This is a genomic window from Pleurocapsa minor HA4230-MV1 (genome assembly GCA_019359095.1).
Taxonomy (GTDB): domain Bacteria; phylum Cyanobacteriota; class Cyanobacteriia; order Cyanobacteriales; family Xenococcaceae; genus Waterburya; species Waterburya minor.
The window spans coordinates 263,529-281,643 of sequence record JAHHHZ010000019.1 but is presented as its reverse complement, the minus strand read 5'-3'; the positions used below and the strand labels follow the sequence as shown (position 1 = coordinate 281,643).

At 40.3% G+C, this 18,115-nt stretch carries 17 protein-coding genes and 2 pseudogenes; 7 read left to right on the top strand and 12 right to left on the bottom strand.

From position 1 onward, the window contains the following. The first annotated feature begins 14 nt into the window (after positions 1-14). Positions 15-260, top strand: coding sequence for a hypothetical protein (locus tag KME09_10455; GenBank protein ID MBW4534343.1), 246 nt, complete (start codon positions 15-17; stop codon positions 258-260). Positions 261-283: 23 nt separating this feature from the next. Then, the gene (locus tag KME09_10450; GenBank protein ID MBW4534342.1) at positions 284-1,012 is read left to right on the top strand and encodes an alpha/beta hydrolase; all 729 of its coding nucleotides are present in this window, start codon (positions 284-286) and stop codon (positions 1,010-1,012) included. 256 nt (positions 1,013-1,268) lie between these two features. Here KME09_10450 and KME09_10445 read toward each other — a convergent pair whose 3' ends face one another. The 5 genes from KME09_10445 to KME09_10425 all read right to left on the bottom strand — a co-directional run bounded on the left by KME09_10445 (position 1,269) and on the right by KME09_10425 (position 5,447). Then, entirely contained in the window at positions 1,269-1,625 is a 357-nt protein-coding gene (locus KME09_10445; protein ID MBW4534341.1) for a hypothetical protein, read from the bottom strand. Positions 1,626-1,937: 312 nt separating this feature from the next. Further along, positions 1,938-2,135, bottom strand: a complete 198-nt coding sequence (locus tag KME09_10440) for a hypothetical protein (GenBank protein MBW4534340.1) — start codon at positions 2,133-2,135, stop codon at positions 1,938-1,940. 32 nt (positions 2,136-2,167) lie between these two features. Continuing rightward, positions 2,168-4,090, bottom strand: a complete 1,923-nt coding sequence (gene ftsH, locus KME09_10435) for an ATP-dependent zinc metalloprotease FtsH (GenBank protein MBW4534339.1) — start codon at positions 4,088-4,090, stop codon at positions 2,168-2,170. A gap of 149 nt (positions 4,091-4,239) precedes the next feature. Then, positions 4,240-4,944: a phosphoribosyltransferase gene (locus tag KME09_10430; protein ID MBW4534338.1), complete on the bottom strand. Its 705-nt coding sequence runs from the start codon at positions 4,942-4,944 to the stop codon at positions 4,240-4,242. 83 nt (positions 4,945-5,027) lie between these two features. Then, on the bottom strand, positions 5,028-5,447 hold the full coding sequence (locus KME09_10425) for a response regulator (GenBank protein ID MBW4534337.1): 420 nt from the start codon (positions 5,445-5,447) through the stop codon (positions 5,028-5,030). Positions 5,448-5,629: 182 nt separating this feature from the next. On the opposite strand from KME09_10425, the pseudogene KME09_10420 reads away from it, so the two are divergent. From KME09_10420 to KME09_10410, 3 genes and pseudogenes are all read left to right on the top strand, one after another. Next, a pseudogene (locus tag KME09_10420) lies at positions 5,630-6,072 on the top strand (hypothetical protein). Between the two features lie 154 nt (positions 6,073-6,226). After that, positions 6,227-8,188, top strand: a complete 1,962-nt coding sequence (locus KME09_10415) for a PAS domain S-box protein (GenBank protein ID MBW4534336.1) — start codon at positions 6,227-6,229, stop codon at positions 8,186-8,188. Beyond that, positions 8,185-8,556 carry a response regulator gene (locus tag KME09_10410; protein MBW4534335.1) on the top strand — a complete coding sequence of 124 codons (372 nt, stop codon included), beginning with the start codon at positions 8,185-8,187 and terminating at the stop codon, positions 8,554-8,556. The genes KME09_10415 and KME09_10410 overlap by 4 nt, the downstream gene beginning before the upstream one ends. Positions 8,557-8,684: 128 nt before the next feature. On the opposite strand, the gene KME09_10405 is transcribed toward KME09_10410, so the two are convergent. From KME09_10405 to KME09_10385, 5 genes and pseudogenes are all read right to left on the bottom strand, one after another. Then, entirely contained in the window at positions 8,685-8,948 is a 264-nt protein-coding gene (locus KME09_10405) for a hypothetical protein (GenBank protein MBW4534334.1), read from the bottom strand. A 150-nt stretch (positions 8,949-9,098) separates the two neighbouring features. Further along, positions 9,099-9,287 (bottom strand): annotated as a pseudogene (locus KME09_10400) (Sua5/YciO/YrdC/YwlC family protein). Between the two features lie 43 nt (positions 9,288-9,330). Beyond that, positions 9,331-11,748, bottom strand: a complete 2,418-nt coding sequence (locus tag KME09_10395; GenBank protein ID MBW4534333.1) for a phosphoketolase family protein — start codon at positions 11,746-11,748, stop codon at positions 9,331-9,333. A gap of 40 nt (positions 11,749-11,788) precedes the next feature. Continuing rightward, positions 11,789-12,103 (bottom strand): hypothetical protein, encoded by a 315-nt coding sequence (locus KME09_10390; protein ID MBW4534332.1) that lies wholly within the window; start codon positions 12,101-12,103, stop codon positions 11,789-11,791. A gap of 49 nt (positions 12,104-12,152) precedes the next feature. Next, positions 12,153-12,416 carry a DUF1830 domain-containing protein gene (locus tag KME09_10385; GenBank protein MBW4534331.1) on the bottom strand — a complete coding sequence of 88 codons (264 nt, stop codon included), beginning with the start codon at positions 12,414-12,416 and terminating at the stop codon, positions 12,153-12,155. Positions 12,417-12,793: 377 nt separating this feature from the next. On the opposite strand from KME09_10385, the gene KME09_10380 reads away from it, so the two are divergent. Together KME09_10380 and KME09_10375 are read left to right on the top strand one after the other, a co-directional pair. Continuing rightward, the gene (locus KME09_10380) at positions 12,794-13,399 is read left to right on the top strand and encodes a Uma2 family endonuclease (GenBank protein ID MBW4534330.1); all 606 of its coding nucleotides are present in this window, start codon (positions 12,794-12,796) and stop codon (positions 13,397-13,399) included. 334 nt (positions 13,400-13,733) lie between these two features. Continuing rightward, positions 13,734-16,667 carry a calcium-translocating P-type ATPase, PMCA-type gene (locus KME09_10375; GenBank protein MBW4534329.1) on the top strand — a complete coding sequence of 978 codons (2,934 nt, stop codon included), beginning with the start codon at positions 13,734-13,736 and terminating at the stop codon, positions 16,665-16,667. A 75-nt stretch (positions 16,668-16,742) separates the two neighbouring features. On the opposite strand, the gene KME09_10370 is transcribed toward KME09_10375, so the two are convergent. Both KME09_10370 and KME09_10365 read right to left on the bottom strand, forming a co-directional pair. Further along, positions 16,743-17,804: an AI-2E family transporter gene (locus KME09_10370; GenBank protein ID MBW4534328.1), complete on the bottom strand. Its 1,062-nt coding sequence runs from the start codon at positions 17,802-17,804 to the stop codon at positions 16,743-16,745. A gap of 30 nt (positions 17,805-17,834) precedes the next feature. Further along, positions 17,835-18,107, bottom strand: coding sequence for a hypothetical protein (locus KME09_10365; protein ID MBW4534327.1), 273 nt, complete (start codon positions 18,105-18,107; stop codon positions 17,835-17,837). Between the last annotated feature and the right edge of the window lie 8 nt (positions 18,108-18,115).

Below are 18,115 nucleotides of genomic sequence, written 5' to 3'. Positions count from 1 at the left end.
GAGTTAAAAATACCATGACATTGGTTTTAGAGCAGATAAACATTGAAGGCATCACTCAACTGTCTTATTTGGTAGGAAACAATAACGCAGTAGTAACAACTGCGCTCGATCTATACTTGCTTCTGGTGGTTGACATATACCTGTTGCAATTAACATGGCTTTACGTCGTGCTTTTCTTACCAGGGTTAGCTGCGGAGAATCGAGCCAAAAAAATAGGAAATAAACGCGATCGCGGTTGCGTTCGTTTGTCCGAAGGGTAATCTCGCTTTTGTCAAGTAAAGTAATGAGCGTATTTTGCTTAATACATGGTTCAACCCAAAATTCCGAGTGCTGGAATTTATTAATTCCTGAGTTAGAAAAACTAAATCACCAAGCAGTTAAAATAGACTTGCCGAGCGCTCGGCAAAATGCTGGTGGAATGATGTATGCAGAGATAATCGCCAGACAACTGGAAACAATAGAAGAAAGCATAATTCTAGTCGGACACTCATTTAGCGGCATCTTTCTGCCTTTAGTTGCCAGGTTACGACCAGTTCTGCATATGGTTTATCTTGCTTCCTTTATTCCCAAAGTAGAAACGAGTATTGCCGAGCAGCTATTCGATGAAAGCCAAGATATGTTCGATCCAGACTGGGCAGAAGCTTGGACATCATTAATAGGAGCGGGAAAATGTCCAGTCGAGGATTATGAGTTAGCCTTGCACTTTCTGTTTCATGACTGTACACCAGAAGTTGCTGAGTGGGGATTTAGTACCAGACAACTGACGAATGCTGAGGCAGCTATCAACGAAGTGTTTCCGCTAACAAATTATCCTAATAATATATCTCACTCTTATATAGTTTGCGATCGCGATCGAACGATAAATCCGAGCTGGTCTCGAAGAGCAGCACATGAGCTTCTTGGGGTCAAAGCAATTGAATTAGCAAGCGGACATTGCCCATATCTGTCCGTGCCTAAACAATTAGCTTCTATTTTAGACGCAGTGTCAAATGCAAATCAGCCCAAGAACTAACTTTTGCTTAAAGCCTCGAAACCTACTGCTAGATTCAATAGTTAATAGTTATAAGGCGATCGCAGTTTAACTTATTTGCTGCTAAAAGATTAGTAATTGACTATTGTTTTATGGCGTTGCTGAATAGAGAATGCTAATCATAAAATTGGCTTATTCCATCATTAATTTTTTGTGGACGCTTACAGCAAAAGTATTACGTACTCATTAACATTCTAAAATTTTTATTCTTTTAAAAAACTTACTCGGTTGACAATAATCAATCAAGATCTTCTCGTCTAGAGGTAATGTTAAAATTGTCGTCTAAAAATACATCATATACTTTACCATCATCACATTGAACATCTTCTGCTTTAAATCCAATACCCTCAATATAATCTATATCGTCGGTAAGCGTACAATTATTTTGCTTTAATACTTCAACAATTTTAGTATTCTCTTCTGGTGTAGCATCGCGATCGGTATCTGCATAAGCAGCTTTTACAAGTAAAAATGGTACAGAAATTAAAACCAACCCAACAGTAAATCTTGATATATTTTGCATAACTTTAATTCTTTGGAATCCAATAAAGATTGAATAAGAGTGAAAGACTTTCAAGTAACTTGCCACTGCCATAGGGTGCTGTTTTGATAAGCGCGACAAATACTCTTAGTTAACACTCTACATAGAAGGTTATAAAAAACTTATGAGAAACTTATGAGGAAAAAATATTGGCAGTATTAATGCCGAGTTGTGGGATTTTACGCTCAATCGTTAAAAATATTTAAAGAAGCTACAGTTGCCCAACCTAGCAAAATTACACCGCCCAAGTACAAAGCAACGTTAGCGACTGGACCAAGGCCCAAGTCTGTAGTCATTATTAAACAGAAAATACAAGTCAAAATTAACAATGTTAGTATTGTTTTAAAAAGATTTATAATCGCCATATTAAATTAAATTTGTCCTTTGTGGTGGATGAAAAGCAATTGTACTTTGTCGCCAGTTGTGTATTTGTTTGGGAGCTTCTTCAAGCTGATGAGTAACTGAGTCATGTACAGTAAAACGATTGATTATTAGAGGCAGAGAAAATAGTAAAAACCCTGTTAATAATAAAGCCAAAAATTTCCAGAGATAAAATTTCATCATTGCTTACTCCTGATAAGTAAAAAGTTTTTCCATTATTTAGATAAAGCAGGAGCAAGTAAATTATTTTGAGTTAACTTTCCTGTTTGCAACCATCGATCTACCCGTTCATTTCTTTGAGCTTGACCCAGATGCGATCGCAGTTGTTCTCCTGCTAAAATTTCTTGTTTTAAGAGAATTTGAGCTAATGCTGTTAATAGTCCGCGATTTTCTAAAAGAGTAGTCTTAGCAGTCTGATGTGCGCCATCAATTACGGCTTTGACTTCTAGATCGATTTCTTCGGCAACTTTTTGGCTGACTTGACGGCGAGGATTAGTCATACCCTCAAGATACTGCTGCTGTACCTTTTCAAAAGCGATGGGGCCCAAGCGATCGCTCATGCCATAGAGAGTTACGTATCTTTCAGCAAGCTCAGTAGCTTTTTGAATATCGTCGCTAGCTCCCGTAGATACTTTGCCAAAGATTAATTCTTCAGCAGCACGTCCTCCTAATAAAGTGGCAATACGACCGCGAATTTCGTCTTCGATCGCCAAGAAACGATCTTCTTCTGGTAACTGTAAGGTATAGCCCAATGCGCCAATACCACGAGGAACAATCGAGATCTTTTCGACTCTATCAGTTCCAGGCATCAACGAACCCACAATCGCATGACCGACTTCGTGATAGGCTACGGTTTTCTTCTCAGTTTCATTGAGTACCCGCGATCTTTTCTCTAATCCTGTCAAAATTCTTTCAATAGCTTCATTAAAATCTGCCATAGTTACCGCAGAGCGATTATTTCGAGCAGCAAGTAGCGCAGATTCATTGATTAAGTTTGCCAAATCTGCCCCAGCAAAACCAGGGGTACGGGCAGCGAGTTTATCTAAATCTACGTCTTCAGCCAAACTAACATTTCGAGCGTGAACTTCTAATATTGCCAGTCTTCCCGACTTATCGGGGCGATCTACCAAAATCTGACGGTCAAAACGACCAGGACGTAACAAGGCTGGATCGAGAACTTCGGGACGGTTAGTAGCAGCCAGTAAAATTACTCCTGTGTTGGGTTCAAACCCGTCCATTTCTGCCAGTAGTTGATTGAGTGTCTGTTCTCGTTCGTCGTTACCGCCCATAAAAGCTCCACCAGAGGCGCGAGACTTACCCAAGGCATCTAGTTCGTCGATAAAGACAATGGCAGGAGCTTGTTTTTTAGCGCGATCGAATAAATCTCGCACTCGCGATGCACCTACTCCAACAAACATTTCGATAAACTCCGAGCCAGAGATACTGAAGAAAGGAACTTGAGCTTCTCCAGCGATCGCTTTTGCCAATAAAGTTTTACCCGTACCAGGAGGTCCTACTAACAACACACCTTTAGGTATTTTTGCTCCTAGAAGAGCGTATTTGGTTTTGTTTTGCAAAAAATCAACAATTTCATAAAGTTCTGTTTTAGCTTCATCGACTCCTGCTACATCATCAAAGGTAACATCCAGACTTCCTTCGGAGTAAATACGAGCGTTGCTACGACCAACAGCAAAAGGACTCGCTGTACCTTGTTGACTGCGACTGAATAACAAACCGCCCAAATTGACCAATAAAAAGAGGAAAAATAATAGTTGGAGAAAACCCCAAAACCCACTACCACTATTAGAAGGTGTTGCGGAAAATTCTACTTGATGTTGACGCAAAATTTTCGGTAACTCTGTATCTTGAGTCACTGGGACTGTAGTAAAAGCCTGCTCTGAGTTGTCGGCAAATCCCTCTGATTTGAGAGTATATTTAAGACGATCGGGGCTAATAGTTACCTGCTCGACGCGATCGCTCTCTACCAAGTTGATAAACTTACTGTAAGATTGGGACTTTGGGGATGATGTTGAAGTTAGGAATAAACTAAATAAAATCAAGCCGATCCCGCTCACAATTAAAGTCAATTTCCATTGACTCAATTTTGGTGTTTTATGGGGATTTTGCTGTTGGAACATATTTACTACCCTGAGTGAAGCTTGGTGATTAACTAATTGACGCAGAATAACGAAAGCTAGGTAGTTTCAAGCTAAAGATGAAAAAAGAATAATCCGCCTTTTTCCCCTTCCCCTGCCTTCACAGATTAATGAGTGCGTGACATTAGTAATTAACGAGTCATTGCTGAAGTTTGGTGAGCTAAAGTTTTGCAAGTTTCTTGAGCAAGTAAATCGCATACTTCTCGATCTTTGATTTGAGTAAAATCTTCATACCAAAAGCCCACTGCAACTAATGATTTGGGTTTCATCAAGCAAACAAAATCATCTACTTTAGCTGCTAAGTGTTCTATAGCTGACTTTGATGCCACGGGAGTAGCAATAATAATTTTCTCTGGCTTATGCCGTCGCAAAACAGTTACCGCAGCCTCCATAGTTTGACCCGTAGCAATGCCATCATCAACGACGATAACAGAACGCTGTGGAATTTTCAGCATGGGACGAAAGCTTCGATAACAACGATCGCGCCATCTTAATTCAACTTTTGCTCGAGCAGCAAGTGCCTGAATCTGTTCTGAATCAACTCCGTCAAGATGAGCCGTGTTTTGATTAATAATAGTGATGTTGCCACAGTAATCAGGTAACAGTTGATCTTCGGCAATTGCACCCATTGCTGTTTCTGGATGGCTAGGCAGACCTAATTTTTTGACCAAACAAACATCCAAGGGAAGATTTAAAGTTTTGGCAATTTCATAAGCTACAGGTACGCCACCATGAGGTAGTCCCAATACTATTGCTTGAGGATGATTAGTATAGGCGGTAAGTTTTTGAGCTAATTTTTGTCCCGCTTCTTGTCTATTAAAAAAAACTCTGGTCATAATTTTTACTACTCTCGATATTAATTCCAACTATAGATTGCAAGTTTGAGGAAGTTATGAAATGTGGTGATGTGCAGCTAAAATCACTTTAATACTTGAGAAATCGTTTCTACCAATTCTTTTGGGTCAAAAGGTTTAGCGATCGCCTTGGCTGCACCTAATTCTTGGAATTGAAGTCGATCCATGGCTCTAACTCTTGATGCCATAAAAATTAGGGGAATAGATCGATTAGAAGCAGTAGTTTGTAGTTGTTGCCAAATCTGGCGATCGCATCGTTCGAGCAGCTCGGCTTCGACTAAAATTACATCGGGTTGCTGTGTTTCAATTAAAGTCAATCCTTCAGCGATCGTGTTTACCGAAAACACTTGCCAATTTGCCGTATTTCCCAAGCTGCGTTTAATAATTTCGCGAAGATCTTTAGCAACTTCGATCGCTAAGATGTGTTTGCGAGCTAGCTGTAACATCAATAATTTATTTTTAAGAGGCGATCGAGTAAAAACCATATTAATTTAACCTGCGCTCGATACCATTACAATGAACAATATGTTAATCAGAAAATATGAGCTACTTATGAGGAGCAAAAGCTATTTCTTCTAATGGCTTACTTTACTAATGTTCTGTCTACTACTCATAACTTCCTCAAAAGATTTTTTTAGTTTAGAGATAATAATAAGGAGGCAAATAAATGGCAGACCTATCCACAACTTATCTAGGTAAGACATTGCGATCCGAAGGCTACGCGGAGCGCGACGCGAAGCTAGTCCTTTAGGGTAATCGCCTTTGGTTGTTGGTGTAGCAGCACCTTTAACCGAAAATATCGATAATATTAAACGGATGGAAGATGCTGACGCAGGAGCAGTGGTATTGCATTCTCTGTTTGAAGAACAACTACTAGAAGAAAGATATGAAGCATATCATCGTTTCGCTCACCCTACAAAAACCTATCCCGAATCAGATTTTAGTGTCGATTCAGAAGCTTATTTAGAGCGTATTCGTCGGGCTAAAAAGATGGTGGATATTCCCATTTTTGCAAGTCTCAACAGTTCTACAGTAGGTAGCTGGGGTGATTACGTACGTCAAATAGAGCAAGCAGGTGCCGATGGATTGGAATTAAACATTTATGACATTCATAACTGGAGATTGGTTGATGGATCGTATATTAGAAATTACGCCCAATAAAGATTAGGTAGTAGAGTAAATAGTAGGTATTAGTAAAAAAACGTCCTAACATTGTCTAGTATTGCTATATATTCAATCAGAGCGCTCGCTTCCTAGCAGCAAAATGGAACCAGATTACGAACACATCATAAGAGAAAGGTTCAAAACTTTAATCGCCAATGTTCCAGGGGCGATCTACCGTTGTGCTAACGATGCTGATTGGACAATGGATTTTTTGAGTGATGAAATGATGACGATCTCAGGTTATCCTGCTGCCGATTTTATTCAAAATCAAAATCGGTCTATAAGAAGCATTATTTACCCAGAAGATCGCGATTTAGTTGTTCGAGAAGTCCAAGAGGCGATCGCCCGAAGAAAACCCTATACAATTGAATATCGACTTATTCGCTCAGATAGAACAATTATCTGGATCAAGGACAAAGGGCAAGGAGTTTTCGATCCAGATGGCAATCTTCTTTGGTTAGACGGAATTATCTTAGATATTACCGAACGTAAATGGATAGAAAGCTTGCAGCAGATTCAGAATCGAACGATGAGCGCGATCGCACGGGGAGAGACGCTCAAGAATACTTTATCAGAACTGAGCGAACAGATCGATCGTTTATCTCCAAATTTGACTTCGACTATTATGATAATGGAAAACGACGGCAGGCATTTACGACCTTTTGTTAGTTCTCAATTGCCCCAAGAATATATTAGGGCGATCGATCGTTTACCCATTGGAGCAAAAGCTACTTCTTGCGGTACGGCAGCGTATTTAGGTCGGCGAGTAATCGTTAGTAATATTGCTACCGATCCTTTATGGGCAGACTACCAACACCTAATTTTACCCCACGGTTTTCAAGCCTGTTGGTCTGAACCGATTAAATCAAATACGGGAAAAGTTTTGGGAACTTTCGCTCTGTATTTTACCGAAGCAAAACTACCCGAGCCAAAAGAGTTAGAGATAATTGAAGCCTGTGCTAATTTAGCCTCTATTGCTATTACTCGCCAACAATCTGAAGCTGTATTACAACAGAGCGAATCACAACTTCGTTTAATTACAGATGCACTACCAGCATTAATTGCTTATGTCGATAATCGACAGTGCTATCAATTTGTCAACCAGACTTTTGGAGATTGGTTTGGTAAATCCCCTACTCAAATTATTGGCAGTCATCTTCAAGAGATTTTGGGTGAGGCATATTACCAGCAAATTAAACATCATCTAGAATTAGCTTTGACAGGACAAACAGTAACCTATGAAACTGAGCTTGAATTGAGCGATCGCTCCTTACATTGGGTTAATGTTACTCATATTCCCGATCTTGATAAAGAAGGAGGGGTAAAAGGATTTATTAGTTTAATTAGCGATATAAGCAATCGCAAAGCTACCGAAAGAATGAAAGACGAATTTGTTTCGATAGTCAGTCATGAATTACGCACCCCCTTAACTTCTATTTATGGTGCTTTAAAATTGCTCGTCACCAGTCCTCAAAGTGGGTTATCAGAAGAAGACCGTGAAATGCTGAATATTGCCGTGACCAATACAGACCGCTTAGTGCGCCTGGTAAACGATGTCCTAGATCTAGAGCGCATCGAGTCAGGCAAAATCCAAATGCTGAAACAGCCTTGTGATGCCGGCGATCTAATCCAGTCAGCAATAGAAGTCATGCAGCCGATGGCAAAGGCTGGAAACATTACTTTAATAGCAGAACCTATTTCTATTACCATTAATGCCGATGGGGATCATATTCATCAAACCTTGACCAATTTACTTAGCAATGCCATCAAATTTTCTCCGCAAAATAGTTCAGTCTGGGTTACAGTCGATAACTTAGAAGACGAGGTTTTATTTAAAGTTATCGATACAGGGCGCGGCATTCCCGCAGATATACTGGGCAGCATTTTTGAGCGATTTAAACAAGTAGATGCTTCAGATTCGCGAGACAAAGGAGGTACTGGCTTGGGGTTGCCGATTTGTTATAAGATTATTGCAGAACACGGAGGTCGCATCTGGGCTGAGAGTGAGTTTGGTAAGGGAAGTACGTTTTATTTTACTTTGCCTAAATCTGGCTTATTATGACTGTCAAACGTATTTTACTGGTAGATGACGAAGCCTCTATCTTAGCAGTGGCTCGTGTCGGGTTAAAACGAACGGGGTGGTCGGTATTGACCGCAGCTTCGGGGCGAGAGGGCATCGCGCTTGCCGAAACCGAACAGCCAGACGCGATCGTCTTGGATGTAATGATGCCCGAAATGGATGGACTAGCAACTCTCAAGCAGCTACAAGATAATCCTCAAGTTAAAGATATTCCCGTAATTTTTCTAACTGCCAAAACTCAGAAAGCAGATCGCCGTCGCTTCTATGCCTCTGGTATTAAAGGATTTATTACTAAGCCTTTTGATCCTACTACTTTAGCAAGTCAAATTTCAGGCTTTTTGGGTTGGTGAGGATCGCAGTACGTCGATTAGTATCGACTTCAGCAGAACTGTAATCGCCTTGATTATTACTTATGAAAACTTAGAAGGACTCAAACAAGCATTACACTGATAGTTAATCTATGAGATATCTTTCAAATTTAGCTGATAGGAAAACAAAACTGCTCGATGTTAATTACGGCTTCACCGTGGTCAGGAATCCAAGCAGCCCACTCCCAGTTTGATATTTGACAAAGCAGCAAAGCTTCATCATGACAAAGGGGACTGAATGATTCTGGTTCTAATAGTTGCACCCAAGTATCTGGTTGGGGTTGGGGTATAGCTGCTCTTTCTTGAGTCCGATTGAGAGGAATCGAACACCATTGCACGCTAGATTTTGGCTCGCTTGGTTTTTGCATCGTCATCGTTGTTTCCTGATTGTTTAAAAGCGCGTGAACACATAAATAAAAAATGTTTTCTGTATCTAAAGATACAAAAATTTAAGTTTCTAGTCAAGTTAACGTTTTATAACTTAACTCAGTTATAGTAAAGCGATCGCCACTTTAGTAAGTCTGCTATTTCATCATGTGAGAAGGAAGAACAATCTGAGGCATTAAAGGTCTAAGATCGTCTAAAGAAACTGTGCCATAGGTCATAATAGTTGGCACTTCTACTGTAAAATCTACTAAAGTGCTACTTCTGCCGTGTTTACTCTCGCCACCATCGACAATAAAATCAACTTTGTCGCCATAAAATTTGACCGCTTTATGCTGCATTTCAACTAGAGTGTTTGAAATTGAAAATGCTTCAATGATCGATGTTGGAATAAGGCCATTGCCACTGACGAACCTCTGGCAAATCCTCGCCGTGTTTCCTGATATATTGCTTATGTTCTAGTAGTTTGTTGCGAATAATTTCTTTGGCATAAGCAGCAGCAGCCCCAAGTTTCGGTACTCGGTCGATGACATCTGCAACTAGATCGAAGCGATCGAGATCGTTGAGGACTACCATATCGAAAGGAGTAGTTGTAGTTCCCTCTTCTTTATAACCCCGCACGTGAAGGTTATGGTGGTTCGTCCGTCGATAAGTTAAACGATGAATTAACCAAGGATAGCCATGATAGGCAAAAATAACTGGCTTATTTGTAGTAAAGAGGATATCGAAATCTTTGTCTGATAAACCGTGAGGATGTTCGCTGGCTGACTGAAGCTTCATCAGATTGACGACGTTGATTACCCGTACTTTAAGTTCGGGAAAATGTTGGCGTAGGAGCGCGGTTGCAGCTAGAGTTTCTAGGGTTGGGACATCTCCAGCACAGGCCATGACAACATCTGGCTCAACACCGCGATCGTTACTTGCCCATTCCCAAATACCGATTCCTTTGGTGCAGTGCCTAATTGCCTCATCCATATTCAAATACTGTAGCTGGGGCTGTTTTCCCGCCACAATAACGTTGACATAATCACGGCTTCGCAAACAGTGATCGGTTACGGACAACAAGGTATTAGCATCGGGTGGTAAATAAACGCGAATGATATCCGCCTTTTTATTCATGACGTGATCGATAAAGCCTGGGTCTTGGTGAGAAAAACCATTATGATCCTGTCGCCAGACATGGGAAGTCAATAAGTAGTTGAGAGAAGCAATAGGTCTGCGCCAGGGAATTTCGCGGGTTGTTTTAAGCCACTTAGCGTGTTGATTGAACATCGAATCGATGATGTGGATAAACGCTTCGTAGCAGGAAAAGAAGCCATGACGACCCGTGAGTAAATAGCCTTCAAGCAAACCCTGACAGGTGTTTTCACTCAAGACCTCCATTACCCGACCATCCTGGGCTAAGTTACCGCCATCATTATCTTCAAGTAAAGTTTGGGCCATCCAAGTGCGATCGGTTACTTCAAATAGGGCACTAAGACGATTGGAAGCGGTTTCATCTGGCCCTACTACCCTAAATTTGTCCTGATTGTACTTCATCACATCCCGCAAAAACTTCCCCATCGTCCGAGTTGCTTCGGCATAAACGTTACCAGGTTGGGGAACATCGACGGCATAATCTCTAAAATCTGGCATCTTCAAATCTCTGAGTAAAATACCACCATTAGCGTGAGGGTTTGCACCCATACGGCGATCGCCTGTAGGAGCTAGTGCTGCTAGTTCGGGCATTAACTGACCATTTTCGTCAAAGAGTTCTTCTGGCTGATAACTTTTCATCCAGGCTTCGAGCTGTTTAAGGTGTTCGGGGTTAGTTGCCATCCCAGATAAAGGCACTTGGTGCGATCGCCAAAATCCCTCGGTTTTTTTGCCATCAACTTCTTTTGGCCCCGTCCAGCCTTTGGGAGATTGCAGGATTATCATCGGCCACTGGGGAATCTCGGTACTATCATTATGGCGAGCATCGTGCTGGATCGCTTTAATCTCAGCCATAACTGTCTCTAAAGTCTGAGTCATAACCGAGTGCATAGTTTCGGGATCAGAACCCTCAACATCAACAAAGTAAGGCCTGTACCCATAACCGACAAACAAGCTTTTTAGCTGCTCGTGGGGAATGCGAGCTAAGATCGCAGGATTGGCAATTTTGTACCCATTTAAATGCAGGATTGGCAAAACAGCACCATCGGTAATAGGGTTGAGAAACTTATTTGAGTGCCATGCAGTAGCTAAAGCTCCTGTTTCGGCTTCACCATCTCCTACTACACAAACAACCAGTAAATCGGGGTTATCAAAAGCTGCTCCATAAGCATGAGAAAGGGAGTAACCCAGTTCTCCCCCTTCATTGATCGAGCCTGGAGTCTCTGGAGCAACATGACTGGGAATTCCGCCAGGGAAAGAGAACTGTTTAAACAGTTGTTTCATACCCTCAGCATCTTGAGAAATATTGGGATAAAATTCGCTATAAGTTCCCTCAAGGTAGGTATTGGCGACCAATGCTGGCCCGCCATGACCAGGCCCAGTCACATAAATTGCGTTTAGGTCATGATTTTTGATTAAACGATTGAGGTGAACGTAAATAAAGTTTAGACCTGGAGTTGTTCCCCAGTGTCCGAGCAGCCTGGGCTTAATATGTTCCAGCTTTAAAGGTTCTTTGAGCAGGGGATTATCATATAAATATATCTGTCCTACAGAAAGGTAGTTCGCTGCTCGCCAATAGGCATTTATTAGGCGTAATTCTTCTTTAGTTAGAGATTCTTGAAGCTTTGTAATTTCAGGCTGAGTTACAGAAGTCATAAGGGTTTTTGCGTTAAGTTTTGCAGTTGGTAATTAGTTGTCAAGGCAAAAATAAAAGGGCTTCGCTTAGGTATCGATCGATCTGAGAGATTTTCTTTTGTAACAGTTGTTTTATTGCTATTTGTTCATCTATGGGACATTGAGGAAACACGTCACTAGCGTCTTGAGGAATTTCGGTCAACTCAAGTGTTATATATCGATGATTTAAATTAGATAAAACATATTCAATTAGCTGCTGTTGGTAATAGGGATCTTGAAGAATTAAACTACCCCCATTTTTCTCTGATTCTACTAGAAGATATTGAACTTGTTTGACGACACAAAGCTGAGTTAAGTCTACTAATTTAGTAAGCATTTTATCAAACAAAAATGGTTATTTTTTAGCCAATCGATCTTAATAATGCTTAATTTATTTTTAGCCGATCACAGGGAATATTATCTATTAAAATTGCAGTAATATTTTCAGCCGAAAAAACTTTTAAGATGGCTTTGATTGATGTAACAAAAATAATCTTTTGACCAGGTAAAACAGCTCTCTCCCAATAGTAGTTAGGTAGATTAGTAATCTTAACTATTTGCCAATTACTACTCAGATTTTGATAGGCACATAGAGTTTTTTCATCAAGCTCGTTTGCGATATTTCGGGTAATTTTACTGTTGATATTCATTTTTCTAACCGTTTTACTGAGCAATTATTTTTATTACTTTATGGTCTAAAAGCATTGATTTAAGGACACATTTTTAGTAGATTTATTGCATAAATAGCAAATTAATGTTTTTCCTTTACTCAGTCTTTAGCGATTAATTAGTGCGTAACATCAGTAAATAGCTGCTCTAGTTAATTTTTAAGATTACAGTGCAAACTTGAGGAACTTATGAGGAAAATCTACTCGCGATCGCAGTAGCATTAGTGTATTCTGCTAAAAGCTATAGACAAGATACTAAAACACCTGAAAAATCATTGTAAGTCTCTTATTACATTCAAGAATTGGTGAAAGAAAAGGTAAAATCAAATAAAAGCTAGATTATAGAATGAGTAATCGCTATGCTTATTTCAACGGATTTACCCCTTAATCGCGATAAATTTGCTCAAAATGACCAAATATTGACTATTACTGGAGCTACATGGTTAGACTATCAGAATTTTGATTCACCAGAATATCCAGGTTATCGAGTTTCTTTTTTCAATGGAGAAATAACTATTGTGTCCCCTGGGCGAAATCACGAACGAATTGCTGCGGTAATTAACAGATTAATTATTGCCTATTGTGAAAAATACGAGCTTCAAGATTTTCCTTTTGGACAAACAAGACTGAATGTATGGGGACAAGCAGGAAGAGAACCCGATCTTGCTTACGCTTTTAATAGCGATAAAGATTTACCAGATTTAGTAGTAGAAGTCATATTTAGTAGTGGTGAAGTTGAAACTCTAAAATCTAGCTACACAAATATCGGCATTACTGAACTGTGGATCTGGAAAGAAAATGAAATAACTTTTTATTCTTTAGATCGCGATCGAGATAGTTATGTTGTGGTTCAAGCTAGTAACTTATTGACCGCTATAGAATCAGAATCATTGGTGAAATATGTTAATCGAGGACGAAGTGAAAGTCCGTTAGTAATCAAAAAAGATTTTCTGAAAGTTATCTAAATTGTAGTAGTGCTTGAAATGCGATCGCCCCTATACAAATCATAGTTAGGTAAAGCTTGATTTTTTGCCAAGTTAATCTCATATTTGCACCTCTATTTTTATTGATTATTTTGTTGTCCGAATAAGCCAAACTTTAAAATTTGCATTTGGTAATAAGCTGACGAAATAAATGTACAAGGTGAAAATTAATAAAAATCCTCATAACTTCTTCAAACTTCTTCACTATTTTGATAACTACATTAAAAGCAATAATTAGCAGCTTATCGATCGCGAGTTTTCAACTCGCACTTTTTATTGGAGATCGAGCAAATCGCATATATAGCTATAAAATCAGATGCAAATACCAACTAAAGAAGTTCATCTCAATAATCACTTACCATATCGAGGACTGACATCTCAACAAGTAGAACATAACCGCCAACTACACGGCGCAAATATTCTCCAACCTCCTGAAAGAGAACCAGCGTGGAAACTATTTTTAGCCAAATTTGACGATCCTGTCATTCAAATTTTAGCGATCGCCGCAGTTATGGCGATCGCCGTAGGCATAGTGGAGGGAGATTACATAGAAGGTATTGGCATTATCGTAGCGATTTTGCTAGCAACTACTCTAGCCTTTATCAATGAGTACCAAGCTGAGAAAGAGTTTGACGTTCTCAATCAGGTATACGATACCATTCAGGTCAAAGTAATTCGCGATCGCAACTTTACTACTGTTCCTCGTCAAGATTTGGTAGTAGGAGATATTATCTATCTCGAACAGGGAGAAGAAGTTCCTGCTGATGGCGTTATTTTGGAAGAGGTTGCTTTTTATATCGACCAATCTAAGATTACTGGAGAATCTGAAGCGGTTAAGAAATGTTGTCAAGCCGAAGCACAAGACGAGGTAGCCGAGACACAAACTTATCCCACCAACAAAGTTTATCGCAGCACTCTAGTCGAAGGTGGAAACGCTTTTGTCAAGGTTACTGCTGTTGGCGATCGCACCGAAATTGGTAAGCTGGCAATGGCTGTAGCTGTAGTGGAAGACAAAAAAGTAACTCCTCTCAATCTTCAGTTAGAAAAACTGAGCAAATTAATTGGCGTTATCGGTTTGACATTTGCCAGTCTGACTTTTAGCGCACTATTGCTTAGAGACTTTTTCTTAGGGAAATATAGTTTAACCATTCCCCAATGGTATTGTTTTGGATTATCTATTGTCAGTGTCTTAGTTGCTTTAACTCCTATATGGCTGCCAGTTATCTACGATGGCTTGGAATTGGCTGGCAAAAAACAGCAAGTTCCAGAATGGTTAAAAACAGGTGGTATGGCAAGTTGGTTAAAAGCTACAACTATCGGACTGGCAATTTTGGTGACGGGATTTGGCTTGGGCTATTTTGCCGACTTACTGCCAACTTCTTTTAATCATTGGTTGCCAAGTTCTTTCGCCAGCGCACTGCTGCAATATTTCATGGTAGCCGTAACTATTATTGTCGTTGCCGTACCCGAAGGCTTGGCAATGAGCGTTACCCTTTCTTTGGCATACAGCATGAGAAAAATGGCTGCTGACCACAACTTAGTACGTCAAATGCACGCTTGCGAAACTATTGGCGCAGCGACAGTTATTTGTGCCGATAAAACTGGTACTCTGACTCAAAATCAAATGCGAGTCAAAAAGGCTCATTTCCCCAGTCTCGATGCTTCTCTATTACCCTTACATCGAGATGCTCAAAAATTAATTGCCGAAGCAATTGCCGTTAATAGTACCGCCGATTTAGAAAAAAAACCTGACGGGGAAACTCTTCCCATTGGTAACGCTACCGAAGGTGCATTACTACTTTGGTTGGAAAGCCAAAAGCTTAACTACATTTCCTACCGTAGTGACTTTGAAATTGAAGCACAAATACCTTTTTCAACTCAAAATAAATATATGGGTACTTTGGGCCTCTCGGCAGTTACCCAAAGCAAGGTTTTTTATGTTAAAGGTGCGCCAGAATTAATTCTCGATCGCTGTACTCAAATTTTAACTACTACAGGACTAAAACCCCTAACAAACCAAGCAGCAGTATCTGCCAAACTTCAAGACTATCAACGTCGAGGAATGCGTACTCTAGGTTTTGCCTATCACGACGCACCAGAACAGATAAATAATCTCAATAAATTAGCCACCAATTTAATCTGGTTAGGCTTTACAGCCATCGAAGACCCCTTACGTGCTGAAGTCCCAGAAGCGATCGCCAATTGTCTCCAGGGAGGCATTAAAGTTAAAGTGGTCACGGGGGATAATCTAGAAACCGCACGAGAAATTGCCAGTCAGATGGGTCTGGTAACAGATAGGGATCTACACCAACAATATGCTTGTTTGACGGGACAACAATTTAGTCAACTCAATGACGAACAAGCTAAAATTGCTGCGGTCGAATTGAAAGTGTTAGCCCGCGCCCGTCCTCTAGATAAATTACGTTTAGTTAAGCTATTACAGGCTAATGACGAAGTAGTAGCAGTAACGGGTGATGGTACAAATGATGCTGCTGCACTCAAACAAGCACAGGTAGGTCTGGCGATGGGTAGCGGTACGGCGATCGCTCTTGAAGCCAGCGATATTGTCTTATTAGACGACTCTTTCAAGAGTATTATCAATGCGGTGATTTGGGGACGGTCTCTTTACGAAAACATTCAACGATTCATTCTGTTCCAGCTAACTATTAACGTTGCTGCTTTGGGTATAGTTTTCTTAGGGCCGTTTATCGGCGTAGCCATGCCTCTAACGGTTACCCAAATGCTGTGGGTCAACTTAATTATGGATACTTTTGCTGCGCTGGCATTAGCCACCGAACCAGCCAACCCTGAAGTAATAACCAGAACTCCCCGTAATCCCGCAGCTTTTATTATTACTCCAGAAATGTTGCGTCATATTGCCATCACTGGATTGAGTTTTCTGTTGATTCTGACAGGATTCTTATTGTATCTCGACCGAAATGGAGAAGCAACGGCTTACGAACTGTCTCTGTTCTTTACTACCTTTGTGATGTTGCAGTTTTGGAATATGTTTAACGTCCGTTGTCTGGGTTCAAACCGTTCCGCCTTTACTGGCTTAATTGATAATTTAGGCTTTGTGGCGATCGCAGCTATCATTCTGGTCGGACAAATTCTCATCGTCCAGTTTGGCGGTAGCGTCTTCCGTACTGTTCCTCTATCTCTAACTGACTGGATCGCTATTACTGTAATTACTTCCGTCGTGCTTTGGGTAGGAGAGTTAGGACGTTTCTTTAAACGTTCGGGAGATTGATTATTGTTCACTTGCTGCTGCTAATTAAGAAGTAATAGATTTTACTCAACTACGATTTACTACAAGCATAATAAACTAATGTTTGCTGCTTAATGTATCTATTTCAGTAGTTTGAGTAATTTTTCGGCTTTCTGCGACTCTTTTAATTGCCCCAGCCAGAGGCACTGCTAAGATTAAACCTAAAACTCCGCCGAGTTTAGCCCCCAATAACAGAGAAATAATAATCCAAACAGGATTAAGCCCGACTAAATTACCAAAAATACGCGGGGCGAGGGTATTATCGATCGCCTGATCGATGACGATTGCTACTGTGAAGACTTCTACTCCTAATCCCACACTTTTAAGCCCTGTAAGTAAACTAACGCTAATAATACCGATAATATCTCCTAAAGGAATTAGCACTAAGCTCCCAATTGTCAGACCAAATAATAAGCCAAAGGGTACTTTGAGCAATAAAAATGCCGTCGTAATACTAATACTCATCAAAAGAGCGATCGTCGCTTGACCGATAAAGTAATTTTCAAAACTCTGTTTAAGAGATGACTGCACGCGATTGCCCCAATCATCGGGTAACCACTGCCAAATTCCCGACCAAAAGCGATCGCCATGAATCAGTAGGTAGAAGGTTAGTACTACTGTAATTAAAAGCTCTAAACTGCTATCAAATGCTCCAATTAAAAAATTGATAATGTAGCTGGGTAAAGCTCTTACTTCGGTAGCAAAACGCTCTTCTAGTTCAGCGATCGACGCAGCAACATCAAAGGGAATATTTTTGTCAGTTGCCCAGATTTTAAAAATTTGTAACTGCTCTTTGCCAGAATCGATCCAGCTTGGCAAACGACGGGTAAAGTCATTTAGCTGTTGAAATAATAGGGGTAGTAAGGTGAAAGTTATGATACCTAAAATTATTAGTGCCAATAAAAACACTAGGGCGATCGCGTAACCCCGTCGTAACTTCCACGACATAAGTAACCGCACGGGATAATTTAATAAAAAAGCAAGCAGTGCTGCTGTTACGATTAAAATTAGCGTCGGCTGTAAATAGCGAAATACAGGAAATAGAAAATAACCGTTAACAACAATGAATGTTATTAACAACCCCCAATATAGCCAGCGTGGAAACTTATTCTCAGACATTATTACTCTAATAATACTAATCTTCGATCGTTACTTATGTTGCGAAATCCGTTCTTTTTTTAGACGATCGCGCAGCCTCTGAGCTTCTTCAATATCGCGCTGGGTTTGAAGCTGACGTAAAGCTTCTTGAGTTGTTCCGACAATCAGTCCTCCAGTGCCGCAGATCGACATATAAATCTGTTCTAAGTTTTGATAGTTTTTACTAGAATAGGGAGTTTCGGCAATCTTTGCCAGCACTAAGCCAATGCCGACACCAAGTACTGCTGTAACTAACCCAGCAAACCAAATTTTACGCTGGTTCATAATTTATC